We start from the raw sequence: 17,920 nt of genomic DNA on the forward strand, positions 1-17,920 counted from the left end.
CTGAGTCATGTCACCGACCACCGAGACCCTGACCGCCGAGCGCATCCTCGAAGCGACCGAGGAGGTGCTGCGCCGCCACGGCCCGGCCAAGGCCACCGTGGTGGACGTGGCCCGCGCGCTCGGCGTCAGCCATGGCAGTGTGTACCGCCACTTCCGCACCAAGGCGGCACTGCGCGAGGCGGTCACCCAGCGGTGGCTGGACCGCACCTCGGGCAGGCTCTCCGGGATCGTGGAGCAGGAGGGTGCGCCGGAGGAGCGGCTGCGGGCCTGGCTGTCGGCCCTGTTCGAGGCCAAGCGGCACAAGGCGGGCGACGACCCGGAGCTGTTCGCCACCTTCACCGTGCTGACCGACGAGAACAGCCGGGTGGTCGACCAGCACATCGACGACCTCACCGCCCAGCTCACCCGGATCCTCCGGGACGGCGCCGCCACCGGCGCCTTCACGACCGGCCCCGACCCGGCGGTCACGGCCCGCGCGGTCTTCCACGCCACCGGCCGCTTCCACGATCCGGCCTACGCGGGGGAGTGGGCCCGGCCCGGCATCGAGCAGGAGTTCGACGCGGTGGTGGGCCTCCTGCTGCGGGGGCTGCGGGGGGACGCGGGCTAGCTTCTGGTCCCTGGCGGGGTCCACCGGTGCTCGGTGGGCCCCGCCGAGGTGTGTCCCGTTCCGGGAACGTTCCCCGGAACACGACCGGCCGCCCCCGTCCCATGATTGGCTGTGGGGGTGGCTGAAGACCTGGAGATCGTCGCCTTCGCATCCGCCGAGGACTTCGAGGAGTGGCTCGGCGCCCACCACGCGTCCACGCCCGGCATCTGGCTGCGCCTCCGGAAGAAGACGCCGGGGGTGGCCGCCCTCGACTACCCCCGCGCGCTCGACGTGGCGCTGTGCCACGGCTGGATCGACGGCCAGAAGCGGTCGTACGACGACCGGCACTGGCTCCAGCGCTTCACCCCCCGGACGTCCCGGAGCAGATGGTCCAAGGTCAACCGGGAGAAGGCCGAGGCCCTGATCGCCCAGGGGCGGATGCGTCCCGCGGGCCTGGCCGAGGTGGAACGCGCCAAGGCCGACGGCCGCTGGGACGCCACCTACGACGGCGCGAGGACGGCCTCGGTACCGGACGACCTGGCCCGGGCCCTGGCGGCCCGCCCGGCCGCGGAGCAGTTCTTCGCCACCCTGGACAGCGGCAACCGCTATGCGATCCTCTACCGCGTCCAGGAGGCCAAGAAGCCGGAGACCAGGGCCCGCCGCATCGAGACCTATGTGGCGATGCTGGCGGAGGGCCGGAAGATCCACCCCTGAGTCCCTCCCTGAGGCGTCGGCCCCGGTCAGCTGATCGTGCGGGGCAGTCGCAGGCTCAGCGCCACGGTCAGGGCTATTCCGGCCAGTTGGACCAGGAGTGTGGTCACCAGGGCGTCCCGCATGCCCGAGCCGGGGATCAGGGAGAGGAAGAGGGAGCCGAGCGTCGCCACGCCCAGGGCCAGGGCCGACTGCTGGGTGGTGATCATGACGCCCCCGCCGACGCCCGCCCGGGCGGGCGGCACCTCGGAGAGGATGATCCGCAGCAGGATCGGGAGCTGGAGCGACTGCCCCGCACCGGCCACCGCCGCACCCGGCAGCAGCTCCACGACGCCCAGATGGGGCCAGGTACGCCAGGCGGCGAGCGCCATCAGGGCCACACCGACCGCCTGCACCAGGCCGCCCGCCGTCACCACCCGGGTGCCGAAGCGGGCCACCAGCCGCGGCCCGCACAGCGAGACCGCGAAGAACGCCACCGCCATCGGCGTGAGCGCGAGCCCCGCGGAGACCGGGCTCAGCCCGGCACCCTGCTGCAAGGCCACCGCGATCACGAACATGAAACCGCTGAAGCCGATCGAGAACGGCACCAGCATGATCAGACCGCGCCGCAGCGAGGTGAGCGCGAGCAGGCTCGGCGGCACCAGCGGCGTACGGCCCAGGCGGTCCGCCCGGCGCTCCACCGCGTAGAACGCCCAGGCGGCGAAGGGGAAGGCGGCCAGCGAGAGCCAGGTCCACAGCGGCCAGCCCGTCGCCCGGCCCTCGGTCAGCGGGGCGAGCAGCGTCACCAGCGACACGGCGAGCAGGACCGTGCCGGGGCCGTCCACCGGCTCGGGGTGGTGCGAGCGGGTCTCGGGGACCGCCCGCACGGCCAGGACCAGGCCGAGGATCACGGCCGGGACATTGACGAGGAACACCGAGCGCCAGCCGGTGCCCGCGATGTCCGCGGCCACCAGCACACCGCCGAGGATCTGCCCGGCGACCATGGAGAGTCCGGCGGTCGCGCCGTACAGGCTCATCGCCCGGGCGCGCCGCTGTCCGCTGGTCGCGGCCTGGATGGTGGCGAGCACCTGGGGGAGCATTGCCGCGGCCGCCGCGCCCTGGGCGGCCCGCGCCGCGACCAGCGTCCAGGCGTTCGGGGCGAGCCCGCACGCCAGCGAGGTGACGCCGAAGGCCGCCATCCCGGCGAGGAAGAACTCGCGGCGTCCGAAGAGGTCGCCCAGTCGCCCGCCGAGGACGAGCAGGACGGCGTAGGCCAGTCCGTACCCGGACACGACGAGTTCGAGGACGGGCTCGCTCGCGTGCAGGTCCGCGCCGATCGTCGGCAGGGCCACATTGACGATGAAGAAGTCGATCAGGGGAAGTGCCGCACCCAGCAGCACCGTGAACAGTCCGAGCCCGCCCAGCCGCGGTGTCTCCACCGGGGAGCGGACGGTACGGGAAGTGAGAGTCTCGGTCACACCACCGAGCCTGGACCGACTCCCAGCGTGGTACCAGAGTGTCCTTATCCTGGTACAGCCACTACCTGGCAACAGGGTCCGGCGGACGGCAGTCTGGAGGCATGACGACCATGGTGCAGGAGACCGCGGCGGTTGCGGAGACCGGCCGGACGGCGCTGGCGGCGCCCGCCTCCGAGATCCGGCGGTACGAGCTGGCCGCGTTCCTGCGCCACCGCCGCGAGCACATCACCCCCGAGCAGGTGGGTCTGGTCCGCGGCCGACGCCGCCGCACACCGGGGCTGCGCCGCGAGGAGGTCGCCCATCTCTCGGCGGTCGGTGTCACCTGGTACACGTGGCTGGAGCAGGCCCGGGACATCCAGGTCTCCGTCCAGGTCCTCGACGCCCTCGCCCGCGCCCTGCTGCTGGACGCCAGCGAGCGGGCGCATCTGTTCAACCTGGCCGGAGCCGTGGACCCGGCGCCCGGGGCGCACTGCCCGTCCGTCACCGAGGCGCAGCGGGCCCTCCTCGAGCAGCTGGAGCCGATACCGGCCTGCATCCAGAACAGCCGCTACGACATTCTCGCCTTCAACCGCACCTACGGGCTGCTGCTGTGCGACCTCGACGCCGTGCCGCCCGCCGACCGCAACTGCATGGTGCTCTGCTACACCCACCCCGACTGGCAGGCCTCGCTCGTCCGGCCGGAGGAGACCATGCGGCTGATGGCCGCCAAGTTCCGCGCCTCGATGGCCGGTCATCTCGGCGAGCCCGCGTGGAAGATGCTGCTCAAGCGGCTGACGGCGGAGTCCGCCGCGTTCCGCGAGGCATGGGAGCGGCACGAGGTGGTGAGCGCCCGCAGCAAGCGCAAGCAGTTCCGCAACGCCCACGTGGGCCTGCTGTCGCTGGACCACACGGACCTGTGGCTGGGCCCGCACGACGGACCGCGGATGGTGACCTACGCACCGGCCGACGAAAGCTCCCGCGCGGGCCTGGACCGACTGCTAGCGGTGGCCCGCGAGCGGGAGCGGGGCGCGGAGCGGGAGCACGGACGGGAGCGGGGCGCGGCCTAGAGCCCCCGCCCGCCGGGCCCCTGGCCCTGGTCCCGGGCCCCCGGCCGCCGCTGCCCGGCTCAGTGTCCCGCGCCCACCCCGGCCGCCTCGCGGATCTCGGCCTCCTGGAGGCGTTCCGCGGTGCGTTCCGCGGTTCCCCTGCCCCAGCGGCCCGTGGTGAGGGCGCCCAGGGACAGCACCGCGGCACCGCACACCGTGAGGACCCACCAGCCGGGACGGGCGGCGGAGACAAAGGTGTCCCGGTACGTCCCGGAGCCCACGCCCGCGGCCAGCAGCGCGCCGACCACCGCGACGCCCAGGGTCTGGCCGAGCTGGCGGCTGGTGGAGGCGACCGCGGCGGCGACACCGGCCTGGGCGCGCGGCATGCCGGAGACGGCGGTGTTGGTGATGGGGGCGTTCACAAAGCCGAAGCCGATGCCGAACAGCACATAGCCGATGAACCGCGTGACGTCCGAGGTCTCCGCCTCGAACCCCGCGAACAGCACGGCGCTCGCGGTCATCGCGCAGCCCGCGATCAGCAGCGGCAGCCGCGGCCCGCGGCTGCCGACCAGGCGGCCGGACAGCGGCGCGCACAGGAAGGTCGGGGCCGCCATCGGCAGCATCCACAGCCCGGCGTGCAGGGCGTCCAGACCGCGGACGTTCTGGAGGTACAGGGTGGACAGGAAGAGGAAGCCGCCCAGGGCCGCGAAGGCGCTGATCGCGATCACGGTGGCGCCGCTGAACGGAGCCGAGCGGAAGAAGCGCAGGTCGATCAGGGGTTCGGTGCGGCGCGGCTCGTACCACAGCAGCGCGCCCAGGGCCGCGAGCGCGACTGCCGCGAAGGGCACGACCCGGGCGGCACCGGCGTCCGGGGCCTCGATGATCGCGTACGTCAGGGCGCCGAACAGGGCGATGACCAGCACCTGGCCGACCGGGTCGGGGCGCCGGGCCCGGGGCGCCCGGGACTCCGGGACGAAGCGCAGGGTGAGCAGCAGCGCGGCGAGGGCCACCGGCAGGTTGACCCAGAAGATCGAGCGCCAGCCGACCGACTCCACCAGCAGCCCGCCGACCAGCGGGCCCGCGGCCATCGATATGCCGACCACGGCACCCCACACGCCGATCGCGCGGGCCCGCTCACGGGGGTCGGTGAAGGTGTTGGTGATGATCGACATGGCGACCGGGTTGAGCATCGAACCGCCGACCGCCTGCACCATCCGGAACACGACCAGCAGTTCCAGGTTGGGCGCGAGGGAGCACAGCAGCGAGCCGACGCCGAAGACGACCAGACCGGCCATGAAGACGCGTTTGCGGCCGATCCGGTCGGCCGTGGACCCGGCGAGCATCAGCAGCGAGGCCAGGACCAGAGTGTAGGCGTCGATGGTCCACTGGAGCCCCGAGGTGGTCGCGTGCAGTTCGTGCTGCATCGACGGCAGGGCGACGTTGAGGACGGTGTTGTCGAGGCTCACGATCAGCAGGCTCATGCAGCAGATCGCGAGCACCAGCAGACGCCGGCGGTGGCTCAGCTCGGGCATGGCACCCATCGTAGACGATTTCAATAGTGCGGTTAACTAATGACCGATACCGATACTTGGTCACCGGCTCCCGGAACCCCGGCCGCCGGATCCTGTGCCGAGTACCCACCCGGGTGCGTGACAATGGGGAAATGCCCACGCCCACGATGACCCCGACGAAACAGGTGCCCCCGGCGAACCAGGCGGCCCCCGGCGGCCCCGCGGACCCGGCGGCGCGGCCGGACTCGGTGCTGAAGGTCGGCCCGCACGCCGTCACGCCGCCCGTCGTGCTCGCCCCCATGGCGGGCATCACCAACGCGCCGTTCCGCACGCTGTGCCGGGAGTTCAGCGGCGGCAAGGGCCTGTTCGTGAGCGAGATGATCACGACCCGGGCGCTGGTCGAGCGCAATGAGAAGACCATGCAGCTGATCCGGTTCGACGCCAGCGAGCAGCCGCGTTCGATCCAGCTGTACGGCGTCGACCCGGCGACCGTCGGCAAGGCCGTCCGCATGATCGCGGAAGAGGGCCTGGCCGACCACATCGACCTGAACTTCGGCTGTCCGGTGCCCAAGGTGACCCGCAAGGGCGGCGGGTCCGCGCTGCCCTACAAGCGGAACCTGCTGCGGGCGATCCTGCGCGAGGCCGTGAGCGGGGCGGGCGACCTCCCGGTCACGATGAAGATGCGCAAGGGCATCGACGACGACCACCTCACCGCCCTCGACGCGGGCCGGATCGCCGTCGAGGAGGGTGTGACGGCCATCGCCCTGCACGGCCGCACCACCGCGCAGCACTACGGCGGCACGGCGGACTGGGACGCGATCGCCCGGCTGAAGGAGCATGTGCCGGAGATCCCGGTCCTCGGCAACGGCGACATCTGGTCGGCCCAGGACGCGCTGCGCATGGTGCGCGAGACGGGCTGCGACGGGGTGGTGGTCGGCCGGGGCTGCCTGGGGCGGCCCTGGCTGTTCGCCGACCTGGTGGCGGCCTTCGAGGGACGCACGGACGAGCTGGCCCGCCCCGCCCTGCGGGAGGTGGCGGACGTCATGGTCCGGCACGCCACCCTGCTCGGCGAGTGGCTCGGCGACGAGGCACGCGGTGTCATCGACTTCCGCAAGCATGTGGCCTGGTATCTCAAGGGCTTCTCGGTCGGCTCCGAGATGCGCAAGCGGCTCGCCGTCACCTCCTCGCTCGAGGAGCTGCGGGCCGGACTCGACGAGCTGGACCTCGACCAGCCCTGGCCGTCCGGCGCCGACGGGCCGCGCGGCCGGACGTCCGGCAACAACCGGGTGGTGCTCCCCGACGGCTGGCTGAGGGACCCCTACGACTGCGCGGGCATCGGCGAGGACGCGGAGCTGGACACCTCCGGAGGCTGACAGAGCACGGAGGCTGGCAGAGCACGGGCCCGGGGTCCGCCACCCCCCCGTAGGGTGGCGGGCCCCGGGCCCGTGCGGTCTCCGGCCCGGCCCGCGAGCCCGGCGTGATCGAAACGAGAGGCCCTAGCCCTTCGACGGGTGCGGGGTCGAGCCGTACGCCGACAGGAAGCGGTCGCGGAAGGCGCTCATCTTCCACACCGGCGCGTTGTGCGCGGGCCGCAGACCGTCCGACCAGCCCCAGTTGGCGATCTTGTCGAACACCTTCGGGTCCTTGGCGACGATCGCGCACGGCACATCACGGCTCGCGTGGTTCCCGCTGACCCGCGAGATCGGCTGGTGGTCGCCGAGGAAGACCAGGACCGTGTTCTTGTTGCCGTAGCGCTCGAGCCACTGGGTCAGGGCGGTCACCGAGTACTGGACGGTCTTGCCGTACTCCTGCTTCGAGCGGGTGGAGTCGGCGATGACGTCCGCCGGCTTGTTGCCCGCCTTCTCGATGGCGTTGAAGACCGAGCCGTCGCCCAGCTGGTCCCAGCCGACCATCTTCGGGATGGGCGCCCAGGGCTGGTGGCTGGAGGTCAGGATGAGGAACGACATCAGCGGCTTGTCGTGCTTCTGGCTGTGCACCCGCTGCTGGTACTGCTCCAGCGCATACTGGTCCGGCATCGTCGACCAGCTGAACTTCGGCCCCTTGTAGCCCAGTTGGAAGGCGTTGTAGACCTTGTCCAGGCCGTACCACTTCGCCTCCGGCCAGCCCTTCTGTACGCCCGGCATGACGCCGACGGTGTCCCAGGCGCCGGTCTTCTTGAACGCGTCGGTCAGGGTGAGGTGGTTGCTCGCGGTGACCGTGCGATAGCGGTTCTGGTTGTTGACCCACAGGCCCGACATGAAGGTGGAGTGGCCGAGCCAGCTGCTGCCGCCGTAGGTCGCCGAGGTCAGCCAGCCGCTCTTGGCGTGGAAACCGGCCTTCGCCAGGGCCTGGGTGCTGGTGTCGAGGGTCTTGTCGACACCGGGTGCCTCGATCGGGTCCTCGACGGCGCTGCGCCCGTAGCTCTCGATGAAGGTGAAGATCATGTCCTTGCCGCGCAGATCGGGCACGAGCTGGGAGCCCGGGGTGTTGCCGTAGGCGTCCACCTTGGCGGTCTTGGAGAACTCCCGCTCGTCGCGGACCGTCTGGCCGATGGCGTCGGTGCGGGACTGGACCATGGTGACCGTGCGTTCCGACGCCAGCGGCACCCCGCTGAACTGGAGGCTCAGGGACTGGCAGCTCATCCACACCATGCTCAGGACGAGCACGGCACGGGTGGTGGTGGAGCGGTGACGGGCCATCAGATTGCTGAGGCGGACGACGGCGAGCGCCGAGACCCCGAGCAGCACGACGACCAGGGCCAGCACCGCGAGCAGTGTCCCCAGGGCTCCCGAGCCGCCCAGGGTGTCCTGAAGGTAGGAGTAGGCGTCGGTGAACAGCGGCCAGTCGAGGATGACGTTGAAGCCGCGGCCGAGGTACTGGTAGAAGCCGATGTCCAGCAGATTCAGCACGGTCAGCGCGCCGAGCACGGCACCGCAGAGCCAGGCCGCGACCAGCCGGGGCCGCCGGGGCAGCGCGGTCAGTACGACGGCGCCGATGAGCGCCTCCACCGGGATCCGGACGAACTCGGCGATCCGCAGGTTCTCGGGCCGGTTGGGCAGGACGAGCGAGGCGACGACGAAGGCTCCGGCGAGCACGCTCACCCCGGCGCCGATGGCCCGCACGGCCACCGGATGCTCCTCCCGCCAGCCCCGCAGCCGCCCCCGCCAGCCCGGCCGGGCGGGCGGCGTGCCTTCATCACCGGATGCGGCTTCGGGAACGGGCGCGGGCGTGTCTACGGCTACGTCCACGGGTGGGGCTACGGCTTCGGTCGCGCCCGTGGCCTCGGCCTCGGCTGTGCCGTCGCGCTCGGCCGCCGCCTCGGGTATGCCTTCGCGCTCGGCCGCGGCCTCGGTGGCGCCCTCGTCCGAAGGGGTGCTCTCGTCCGAAGGGGCGCTCTCGTCCGAAGGGGTGCCCTCGTCCGAAGGGGTGCCCTCCTCCTGGACTTCGTCGGCCGGGGTGGTCGGGCCGTCCTCCGTGTCCGGCCGTTCCTCCTCCGTCGGCTGGACCCCGTCGGTGACCGCCTCAGCCTTGTCCGGCGTCTGTTGTTGGCGTGTGTTGAGAGGCAACCCGAGGGTCCTTCCGTGCGAAGCCCGTGGTGTGGAGCGGCGGGCCGCGCTGGGGAGGCCGACCCGCCGCCCTCCCGTACGGGCGGCCGCGGGTCCGCGTTCAGCCCCGTCGCCCCAGCGCCCGGCAAACACCCGGCAAATGCGAGGTCAACCGGCCCTGCACGGATGCTCGGGCGCCCCGCCGGACGCACTCCGCACGCCCCGGCTACCCGCCCCCCACCGCGGTCAGCAGCGCGAGCGGGGCGGCCGCCGCACGGGACTCCCGGGCGCAGGCATGGGGGTACGGCACCGGCTCCGGGTGCGTGTCGCGGCCGTACCCGGCGAGCACCTCGGGCAGCCGGTGGCCCGTCGCCGTCCCCGCCTCCACCAGCGCGTGCGCCACCGTACGGGCCTCGTCGTGCAGCCCGTAGCGCGCCAGGCCCAGCGTGATCAGGGCGTTGTCGTGCGGCCAGACCGAGCCGCGGTGGTACGACAGCGGGTGGTACGCCGCCTGACCCGCGGCCAGGGTGCGCACGCCCCAGCCGGAGAAGAAGTCAGGCTCCAGCAGCCGTCGGCCGACCAGTTCGCCGTACTCCTTGTCCAGCAGGCCCGACCACAGCAGATGCCCCGCGTCCGAGGCGAGCGCGTCCACCTGGCGGCCCTCGCCGTCCAGCGCCAGCGCGGGGAAGGAACGCTCCGCCATCCAGAAGTCGCGCTGGAAGCGGTCGCGCAGGTCCCGGGCCGTGTGGTCCAGCAGAGCCGCGTAGACCTCGTCGTCCCATACCGTGCGCGCCAGTTGAGCGGTGCGGCGCAGCGCGTCGTAGGCGTATCCCTGCGCCCCCGAAGCCGTCACCGGGCCCTGCGGACGGCTGCCGTCGGCGCAGCAGATCGCGCCGGGGGAGTCCTTCCAGTTCTGGTTGGCGAGGCCGCCCCGGTCCGCGCGGTAGACCAGATAGCCGCGGGAGGTGAGCCCGCCGTGGTCCAGCATCCAGCCGACCGCCGCCCGGGCGTGGGACTCCAGTCGGCGGGCCAGTGCCCGGTCGCCGGTCTGCTCGACGTAGGCGCCCAGCAGCACCAGGAACAGGGGTGTCGCGTCGACCGAACCGTAGTACCGCCCGTAGGGCACCTGCCCGAAGTGCGCCAGCTCCCCGTGGCGCAGCTCGTGCACGATCTTCCCCGGCTGGGCCACCGAGCGGGTGCAGACCTCGGTCGCCTGGGCCGCGGCGAGCGCGGACAGGGTGGCCGCCGCCAGCCGGGGGCGGTAGGGCAGCGCGAAGAGGGAGGTCAGCAGCGCGTCCCGGCCCAGGAGCGCGAGGAACCAGGGGGCGCCCGCGGCGGGCACGAGCAGCTCCTCGCCGTCCGGCCCGGTCGCCGGGACCTGGAGCGAGGCCAGGTCGGAGAGCCCTCGCACACATGCCGTGGCCAGCTCGGGCCAGCCGGTGGGGAAGGCCACGCCCTCCAGGAACGAGCCCTCCCGGGCGCGCAGTTCCTCGTGGGCGGCGGCGGGGGAGGTTGGGACCGCCGGGTCCTGTGCGGCCGTGTGCGTCCGGGCGGCGACCCGGAGCAGCAGTTCCGTGGAGCCGTGCGGTGCGAGGTGCAGGGTCCAGACAAGACGCCGGGCGCCGGTGCCGGTCTCCTCCACGCCCTCCGGCGGGGGCTCGGCCGTGACGGTGGTACGGGAGCGCCACTCGCCCCGCCGGTAGCCGAACCCGACTCCCTCGTCGAGCACCTGGCGGGAGCGCACCGCACCGGACTTGGCGTAGGTGCGGTGGTCGGAGCGCAGCTCGAACTGGTCCGCGAAGTCGGCGTCCGCGGTGACCGCCACCCGTACGGTGGTCGGCACCGGGCGGTTGCTGGTGACCCGCAGCGACTCCACGAACGCGCCCTCCAGCACGGCCTGTTCGCGGAAGAGGGTGTGCGCGGGCGGCTCCTGGCGGCTGCCGCGCGGCACCAGGACGCAGCGGGCCGTGTCTCCCCCGGCGACGGGCACCAGGGTCTCGGGGACGGCTCCGTCGACGGTGAGCTGCCACCGGCTCAGATGCCGTGCATCCTGTACGAACAGCCCGGTCGGGGAGGTGCCGCCGCGCACCCCGCTGATGTCACCGCCGTCTCCCACGGCGGCGAACGTGCCGCCGTGCACGAGCAGATGGTTCCGGTCCGTCATCCCCGGTCCTCTCCCTTGTCACTCCTACTCGAACGTGCCGGTGGCCTGCGGGGATACGCCGTTTCCGGTAAAGGAGTCCCCTCGGTTCGCAGCCCCCCGTGGACGTGGGTGGTGGTGCAGCAGATCCAGGGCGAGTGCGGCGGTCCAGCCGAAGCCCCGGGCCCCGCACCCCTCGCCGGTGTACGGGTCGACGTACTCGGCGAAGTCCGAGGCGTCCGCCGTCTCCAGCAGGTCCCGGCGCAGCGCGTCGGCCGCCTCCTCCTCCCCGTGGGTCCGCAGACCGCGCTCCAGCAGCCAGCCGGTGTTGAACCAGGCCGGACCGCGCCAGTAGCGGTGCGGGTCGAACGCCTCGCCGAGCAGGTCATAGCTCGGGACCAGCCGGGCGGGGCCGCCGAGCCCGAAGTGGGGGCCGTGCAGGGTGCGTACGAGCGCGGCGGCGATCTCGTGGGGGAGCGTGGGCAGCAGCAGCGGGACCAGCCCGGACACCCCGCGCTCGGGTACGAGGGCACCGGCACCGGGGACGCGGGCACCGGCACCGGGAACGACGTCACCGGCACCGGGGGCGCGGGCACCGGCACCAGTGGCACCGGCGCCGGGGGTGCGGGGATCGGCGCCGGGCATGCGGGCTCCCGCCCGTCGCCCCGGCGCCCGCAGATCCCGGCAGAAGAACATGCCCTCGGCGGGGTCCCAGAGGCGTTCGACGAGGGCCGTCGTCAGCCGCTGGGCGCGGGCATGGCGGGCCGTCCCCGTCGCACCCAACTCCCTGGCCATGCGGGCCAGTGCGTGCTCCGACAGGATCAGCAGCGCGTTGAACGCCGGGTCCTCCACCGCGAACCCGCCCGCCCCGTCGGCGTATCCGCCGTCCCGGTAGTCCGCCGCCAGCCGCACATAGCGCCCGTAGTCCAGGTCCGTCGGACGGTCCTCGGACGCGCCGTGGTCCAGGTCGGCGCGGCGGAAGGAGCGGGCCGGGGCGGGGGTGATCCGGGACAGCGGAGCGTCCCAGGCGGGGCTGTTGTCCATGCCCTGCTCCCAGGGGTGCACCACCGAGACCAGCCCGCCGCCGCCCAGGTCCCGGCGGTGCAGCAGATAGCGGTGCCAGGCGGCGAGCCGTGGATGGACCCGGGGGAGGAAGCCGCGAGCCCGGGACAGCGCCGGGTCCGCCCGGTGCACCAGCCAGGCGGCCAGCGCGTGGACCGGTGGCTGCACGATGCCCGAGGTCTGTACGGTGCGCGGGGCGCCCGCCGCGCGCCCCGCGGTGGCGGAGCGCCAGAAGTCGGGGCTCGGGAAGTAGGCGTCGAGCGGCACGGAGGGGTTGAAGACGATATGCGGAATACGCCCGTCCGCCCACTGGGCGCCGAGCAGCGTCTCCAGCTCCGTCTGCGCCCTGGCCGCCGACAGATGGCGCAGCCCGATCGCGATGAACGCGGAGTCCCAGGACCACTGGTGGGGGTACAGCCCGCGCGAGGGCACCGTGGAGGTGCCCGTCCAGTTTCCGTCGAGCACCTGTGCGGCCCTGACGTGCAGCGACTCCCGGGCCGGGGACGGATCGTATACGACGGCCCCCGCCCGGTCCGTCCCTCGCGCAGGGGGCGTCGGCGGGGTGCCGGGGGTGCGGACGGGACCGGCGCCTTCCGTGCGGCGGGCGGCAAGAGGGGCAGTGCGGTCCATTCAGGTCTCCCCGAAAGACGTCCGGCCGGGAGGTTCGGCGGCAGCTACCGTAGAGTTACGTCTATTTAACACGCAAAACTCACTATGTAATGCGGTGTTGGTGAACGCAAGGGGGTGCGCATGAGCGGGAGGGCCGGAAGGCCGGGCCAACGGACGGGCGCGGGAGAGCTGCTGGCCCTGGTGCGCAGTGGCCGCGCCACCACCCGGGGAGCCCTTCAGCAGGCCACGGGCCTGTCCCGGGCCACGGTCGGCCAGCGGCTCGACCGGCTCTTCCGGGCGGGCTGGCTGCGCGAGGGCGCGGGCGAGCCGGTCGGTTCCCCGCTGGGGGGCCGCCCTTCCATCACGCTGGAGTTCGACGACGCCCATGCCGTGGTGCTCGCCGCCGACCTCGACACCCGGCACGCCCGCGCGGCCGTCCTCTCCCTGACCGGGGAGACTCTGGCCGAGCACTCCGGGACCCTGGCGGTCGAGGACGGGCCGGACGCCGTGCTGGGCGAACTGGGCGGCTGGTTCGGCCGGTTGCTGGAGCGGACGGGGCGCCCGGCGGAGGCGGTCTGCGGGATCGGGCTCGCCGTGCCCGGCCCCGTGGACAGCGAGACCGGGCGGGTGGTGCAGCCGCCGATCATGCCCGGCTGGGACGGCTACGACATACGGGGCCGCCTCGGCCGGGCCGTCGCCGAGCGCACCGGTGGCACCGCGGGCGTGCCGGTGCTCGTGGACAACGACGCGAATCTGATGGCGTACGGCGAACAGCGCGCCGGACACCCGGACTGCTCGGCGTTCGTCCTGGTGAAGGTGTCCACCGGAATCGGCGCGGGCGTGGTGGTCGAAGGCCGGATCTACCGGGGTGTCGACGGCGGCGCCGGGGACATCGGCCATATCCGGGTCCCGGAGGGGGCGGGCGTGCCCTGCCGGTGCGGATCCTCCGGCTGTCTGGCCGCGGTGGCGAGCGGCGGCGCGGTCGCCCGGCGGCTCGCGCAGGCGGGGGTGCCGGCGGCCTCCGGTTCGGATGTCCGGGACCTGCTGGCCGCTGGGCATCCGGAGGCCGCGGCGCTCGCCCGGGAGGCCGGGCGGCGCGTCGGGGACGTCCTGGCGACGGTGGTGACCCTGCTGAACCCGGGAGTGCTGATGATCGCCGGAGATCTGGCCGGAACCCCCTTTCTGACCGGGGTGCGGGAGCTGCTCTACCAGCGGGCGCTGCCGCGGTCCACCGCTCATCTGGAGGTGGTGGCCTCCCGGCTCGGGGAGCGGGCGGCGCTGGCCGGGGCCGGTGCCCTGGTCGTCGAGCACCTCTATGCCCCGGAACGGGCGGAAGAGAGGCTGCTCGCGCTCGGGGTGTGACGGCGGACGGGCAAAACCGTCCGTACTCCCCTCTACCTGGTGAAAACGGACTGTCTCGCATAGCGTGATTCTCGCCACCCCTGATAGGGGTTGCGCTCAGATGAGCGGATCATCGGCGATTGCACTTCTCAAAGGGTGGCACTCAGTGCCATCCTTTGATCGTTCATCGATCGAAATCAATCGTGCCGATAGTCGCTCATATGAGCGGGACGGCCTGGTCTTTGGGCGGCGATGCGTTCAAGAAGTGAAAACATCGCCCGGTTGGCGCTTGCGAAGCTTTGACTTTCGATCCAGTGGCGGACGAGTGGTTACATGCGCATGACGCGCAAGTGGACGTACCCACGCGCCTTCGATCTGGGTATGTTCCTGGCCGTCAGGGCAGCCACCGCGTCCTCGAGGAGTCGAGACCGTGTCGGAAAACAAAGATCAGCACGTCACAGAAAACGGCATGGAGGACGTGAAGTTCGTTTACGACTTCACCGAGGGCAACAAGGACCTCAAGGACCTCCTCGGCGGCAAGGGCGCGAACCTCGCCGAGATGACCAACCTCGGTCTCCCCGTTCCGCCGGGCTTCACCATCACCACCGAGGCCTGCAAGGTCTACCTGGACAGCGGTGACGAGCCCGCGGCCCTGCGCGACGAGGTGAGTGCGCACCTCGCCGCCCTTGAGCAGCGCATGGGCAAGAAGCTCGGCCAGGCCGACGACCCGCTGCTGGTCTCGGTCCGCTCCGGAGCCAAGTTCTCCATGCCCGGCATGATGGACACGGTCCTGAACATCGGGCTCTCCGACAAGTCGGTGCAGGGCCTGGCCAAGCAGGCCGGCGACGAGCGCTTCGCCTGGGACTCCTACCGCCGCCTCATCCAGATGTTCGGCAAGACCGTGCTCGGCGTCGACGGCGAACTCTTCGAGGACGCCCTGGACAAGGCCAAGGAGACCAAGAAGGTCACCGACGACACCCAGCTCGACGCGGCCGACCTGAAGAAGCTGGTCACCAAGTACAAGAAGATCGTCAAGACCGAGGCCGGACGGGACTTCCCGCAGGACCCGCGCGAGCAGATGGACCTCGCCATCAAGGCCGTCTTCGACTCCTGGAACGGCGACCGCGCCAAGCTCTACCGGCGCCAGGAACGCATCCCGCACGACCTGGGCACGGCGGTCAACGTCTGCTCGATGGTCTTCGGCAACCTGGGCCCCGACTCCGGCACCGGCGTCGCCTTCACCCGCGACCCCGCCTCCGGCCACCAGGGCGTCTACGGCGACTACCTCCAGAACGCGCAGGGCGAGGACGTGGTGGCGGGCATCCGCAACACGGTGCCGCTCGCCGAGCTGGAGCGGATCGACAAGAAGTCGTACGACCAGCTGATGCAGATCATGGAGACCCTGGAGAACCACTACAAGGATCTCTGCGACATCGAGTTCACCATCGAGCGCGGCCGGCTGTGGATGCTCCAGACCCGCGTCGGCAAGCGCACCGCGGGCGCCGCCTTCCGCATCGCGACCCAGCTGGTGGACCAGGGCCTGATCGACGAGGCCGAGGCGCTCCAGCGCGTCACCGGCGCCCAGCTCGCCCAGCTGATGTTCCCCCGGTTCGACGAGGCCGCCCGGGTCGAGCAGGTCGGCCGGGGCATCGCGGCCTCGCCGGGCGCGGCCGTCGGCAAGGCGGTCTTCGACTCGTACACCGCAGTCAAGTGGTCGCGCTCCGGCGAGAAGGTCATCCTGGTCCGCCGGGAGACCAACCCCGACGACCTGGACGGCATGATCGCGGCCGAGGGCATCCTCACCTCCCGCGGCGGCAAGACCTCGCACGCGGCCGTGGTCGCCCGCGGCATGGGCAAGACCTGTGTCTGCGGCGCCGAGGAGCTGGAGGTCGACACCAAGCGGCGCCGGATGACCGTGCCCGGCGGGCATGTCGTCGAAGAGGGCGACGTGATCTCCATCGACGGCTCCTCGGGCAAGGTGTACCTCGGTGAGGTACCCGTCGTACCGTCGCCGGTCGTCGAGTACTTCGAGGGCCGGATGCACGCCGGTGCGGACGACGCCGACGAACTGGTCGCTGCCGTGCACCGGATCATGGCCTTCGCGGACCGCAAGCGCCGTCTGCGGGTGCGGGCGAACGCCGACAACGCAGAGGACGCGCTGCGCGCCCGCCGCTTCGGGGCCCAGGGCATCGGCCTGTGCCGCACCGAGCACATGTTCCTCGGCGACCGCCGTGAGCTGGTGGAGCGGCTGATCCTCGCGGACACGGAGACCGAGCGCGAGGACTCGCTGAAGGAGCTGCTGCCGCTCCAGAAGCAGGACTTCGTGGAGCTGTTCGAGGCGATGGACGGACTGCCGGTCACCGTCCGCCTCCTCGACCCGCCGCTGCACGAGTTCCTGCCCGACATCACCGAGCTGTCGGTGCGCGTGGCGCTCGCGGAGTCCCGCCAGGAGCCGCACGAGAACGAGCTGCGCCTGCTCCAGGCCGTGCACCGGCTGCACGAGCAGAACCCGATGCTGGGCCTGCGCGGTGTGCGCCTCGGACTGGTGATCCCGGGCCTGTTCACCATGCAGGTACGGGCGATCGCCGAGGCGGCGGCCGAGCGCAAGGCCGCCAAGGGCGACCCCCGCGCGGAGATCATGATCCCGCTCGTCGGCACGGTCCAGGAACTGGAGATCGTGCGCGAGGAGGCGGACCATGTCATCGCCGAGGTCGAGGAGGCCACCGGGACGCAGCTGAAGCTGGCCATCGGCACCATGATCGAGCTGCCGCGCGCCGCCCTGACGGCCGGGCAGATCGCGGAGGCCGCCGAGTTCTTCTCCTTCGGCACCAACGACCTCACCCAGACGGTGTGGGGCTTCAGCCGGGACGACGTGGAGGCGAGCTTCTTCACGGCCTACCTGGAGCGGGGCATCTTCGGTGTCTCCCCGTTCGAGACCATCGACCGGGACGGCGTGGGCAAGCTGGTGCGCGACGCCGCGAAGGCGGGCCGGGAGACCCGGCCCGACCTGAAGCTGGGCGTCTGCGGCGAGCACGGCGGCGACCCCGAGTCGGTGCACTTCTTCCACGAGGTGGGACTGGACTACGTGTCCTGCTCACCGTTCCGCATCCCGGTGGCCCGCCTGGAGGCGGGCCGGGCGGCCTCCAGGTCCGCGGGCAGCGACCACCGCTGACCGGCCCCGGAACCACCGGACCGTCCCCGGTCATCCTCACCCTCACCGACCCGAGGACGGCCCGGACCACGAGGAGGGCGGCACCCCTGTGCGGGGGGTGCCGCCCTCTCCTCGTGTGTCTCCGGTCCCGCATGTCCCGTTTTTCCGGTGCCGCGGGCGTCAGTGGCTGCCCGTCAGATGGGCGAAGACCACGACGTTCCCCTGATAGCCCGTCGTCCGGGAGTAGCCGCCGCCGCAGGTGATCACCCGCAGCTCGGGGCGGTGCGCGGCGCCGTAGACCTTCTGGTCGGGGAAGTTCTTCGCCTGGTACACCTCGACCGCGTCGACCGTGAAGACGGCCGTCGTGCCGTCGCGCCGGTCGACCTCGACCGTGCTGCCCCGGTCCAGGGCGCCGAGATCGTAGAAGACCGCCGGACCCTCGGCGTTGTCGACATGCCCGGCGACGATCGCGGTGCCCGTCTCACCGGGCATGGTCCCGGCCTCGTACCAGCCGGCCAGGTTCTTCTCCTCGGCGGGCGGCACGTCCAGGCTTCCGGACGGGGTGAGTTCGAGTCCCATCAGCGGGGCGTTCACCCGTATCGAGGGGATGCGTATCCGGTCGGGGGGCGAGGGCGGCAGCGCGGCCACCGTGCGGGACCGCAGCGGGACGGGAGCCGTGGAGGCCTGGGCGAGCGAGGGCTGCGGGGGTGTGCGGGTCTCGGCGGCGCCGTGCAGCAGCCACACCCCGGCGCACAGGGCAACCATGGTGACGGAGGCTATGA

12 protein-coding genes are annotated in these 17,920 nt (G+C 72.3%); 6 read left to right on the forward strand and 6 right to left on the reverse strand.

Going from position 1 to position 17,920, the window contains the following annotated elements:
* The first annotated feature begins 7 nt into the window (after nt 1-7).
* Both ACIHAA_RS08100 and ACIHAA_RS08105 read left to right on the forward strand, forming a co-directional pair.
* Nucleotides 8-607, forward strand: a complete 600-nt coding sequence (locus ACIHAA_RS08100) for a TetR family transcriptional regulator (RefSeq protein ID WP_399814380.1) — start codon at nt 8-10, stop codon at nt 605-607.
* A gap of 117 nt (nt 608-724) precedes the next feature.
* A complete protein-coding gene (locus ACIHAA_RS08105; RefSeq protein ID WP_399814382.1) occupies nt 725-1,300 on the forward strand; it encodes a YdeI family protein in 576 nt (191 codons plus the stop codon).
* 26 nt (nt 1,301-1,326) lie between these two features.
* Here ACIHAA_RS08105 and ACIHAA_RS08110 read toward each other — a convergent pair whose 3' ends face one another.
* A complete protein-coding gene (locus ACIHAA_RS08110; protein ID WP_399814384.1) occupies nt 1,327-2,754 on the reverse strand; it encodes an MFS transporter in 1,428 nt (475 codons plus the stop codon).
* 101 nt (nt 2,755-2,855) lie between these two features.
* On the opposite strand from ACIHAA_RS08110, the gene ACIHAA_RS08115 reads away from it, so the two are divergent.
* Nucleotides 2,856-3,800: a helix-turn-helix domain-containing protein gene (locus ACIHAA_RS08115; RefSeq protein WP_399814386.1), complete on the forward strand. Its 945-nt coding sequence runs from the start codon at nt 2,856-2,858 to the stop codon at nt 3,798-3,800.
* A 59-nt stretch (nt 3,801-3,859) separates the two neighbouring features.
* Here the strand turns inward: ACIHAA_RS08115 and ACIHAA_RS08120 are convergent, their stop codons facing one another.
* A complete protein-coding gene (locus ACIHAA_RS08120; RefSeq protein WP_399814388.1) occupies nt 3,860-5,311 on the reverse strand; it encodes an MFS transporter in 1,452 nt (483 codons plus the stop codon).
* A 113-nt stretch (nt 5,312-5,424) separates the two neighbouring features.
* Between ACIHAA_RS08120 and dusB the strand changes: the two genes are divergently transcribed.
* Complete coding sequence (gene dusB, locus ACIHAA_RS08125; RefSeq protein ID WP_399814390.1) at nt 5,425-6,663, forward strand: tRNA dihydrouridine synthase DusB; 1,239 nt, start codon at nt 5,425-5,427, stop codon at nt 6,661-6,663.
* A gap of 123 nt (nt 6,664-6,786) precedes the next feature.
* On the opposite strand, the gene ACIHAA_RS08130 is transcribed toward dusB, so the two are convergent.
* The 3 genes from ACIHAA_RS08130 to ACIHAA_RS08140 all read right to left on the reverse strand — a co-directional run bounded on the left by ACIHAA_RS08130 (nt 6,787) and on the right by ACIHAA_RS08140 (nt 12,667).
* Nucleotides 6,787-8,856, reverse strand: coding sequence for a sulfatase-like hydrolase/transferase (locus ACIHAA_RS08130; RefSeq protein ID WP_399814391.1), 2,070 nt, complete (start codon nt 8,854-8,856; stop codon nt 6,787-6,789).
* A 205-nt stretch (nt 8,857-9,061) separates the two neighbouring features.
* Complete coding sequence (locus tag ACIHAA_RS08135; protein ID WP_399814392.1) at nt 9,062-10,999, reverse strand: glycogen debranching N-terminal domain-containing protein; 1,938 nt, start codon at nt 10,997-10,999, stop codon at nt 9,062-9,064.
* A gap of 24 nt (nt 11,000-11,023) precedes the next feature.
* Nucleotides 11,024-12,667: an MGH1-like glycoside hydrolase domain-containing protein gene (locus ACIHAA_RS08140; RefSeq protein WP_399814393.1), complete on the reverse strand. Its 1,644-nt coding sequence runs from the start codon at nt 12,665-12,667 to the stop codon at nt 11,024-11,026.
* A 120-nt stretch (nt 12,668-12,787) separates the two neighbouring features.
* On the opposite strand from ACIHAA_RS08140, the gene ACIHAA_RS08145 reads away from it, so the two are divergent.
* Nucleotides 12,788-14,008 (forward strand): ROK family protein, encoded by a 1,221-nt coding sequence (locus ACIHAA_RS08145; RefSeq protein ID WP_399814395.1) that lies wholly within the window; start codon nt 12,788-12,790, stop codon nt 14,006-14,008.
* A gap of 409 nt (nt 14,009-14,417) precedes the next feature.
* On the forward strand, nt 14,418-17,159 hold the full coding sequence (gene ppdK / locus ACIHAA_RS08150; protein WP_399814397.1) for a pyruvate, phosphate dikinase: 2,742 nt from the start codon (nt 14,418-14,420) through the stop codon (nt 17,157-17,159).
* 159 nt (nt 17,160-17,318) lie between these two features.
* Here the strand turns inward: ppdK and ACIHAA_RS08155 are convergent, their stop codons facing one another.
* Nucleotides 17,319-17,903 (reverse strand): class F sortase, encoded by a 585-nt coding sequence (locus ACIHAA_RS08155; protein ID WP_399814541.1) that lies wholly within the window; start codon nt 17,901-17,903, stop codon nt 17,319-17,321.
* Nucleotides 17,904-17,920: the final 17 nt, after the last annotated feature.

The sequence above is a fragment of the Streptomyces sp. NPDC052040 genome, from assembly GCF_044548405.1.
In the GTDB taxonomy this organism is placed as follows: domain Bacteria; phylum Actinomycetota; class Actinomycetes; order Streptomycetales; family Streptomycetaceae; genus Streptomyces.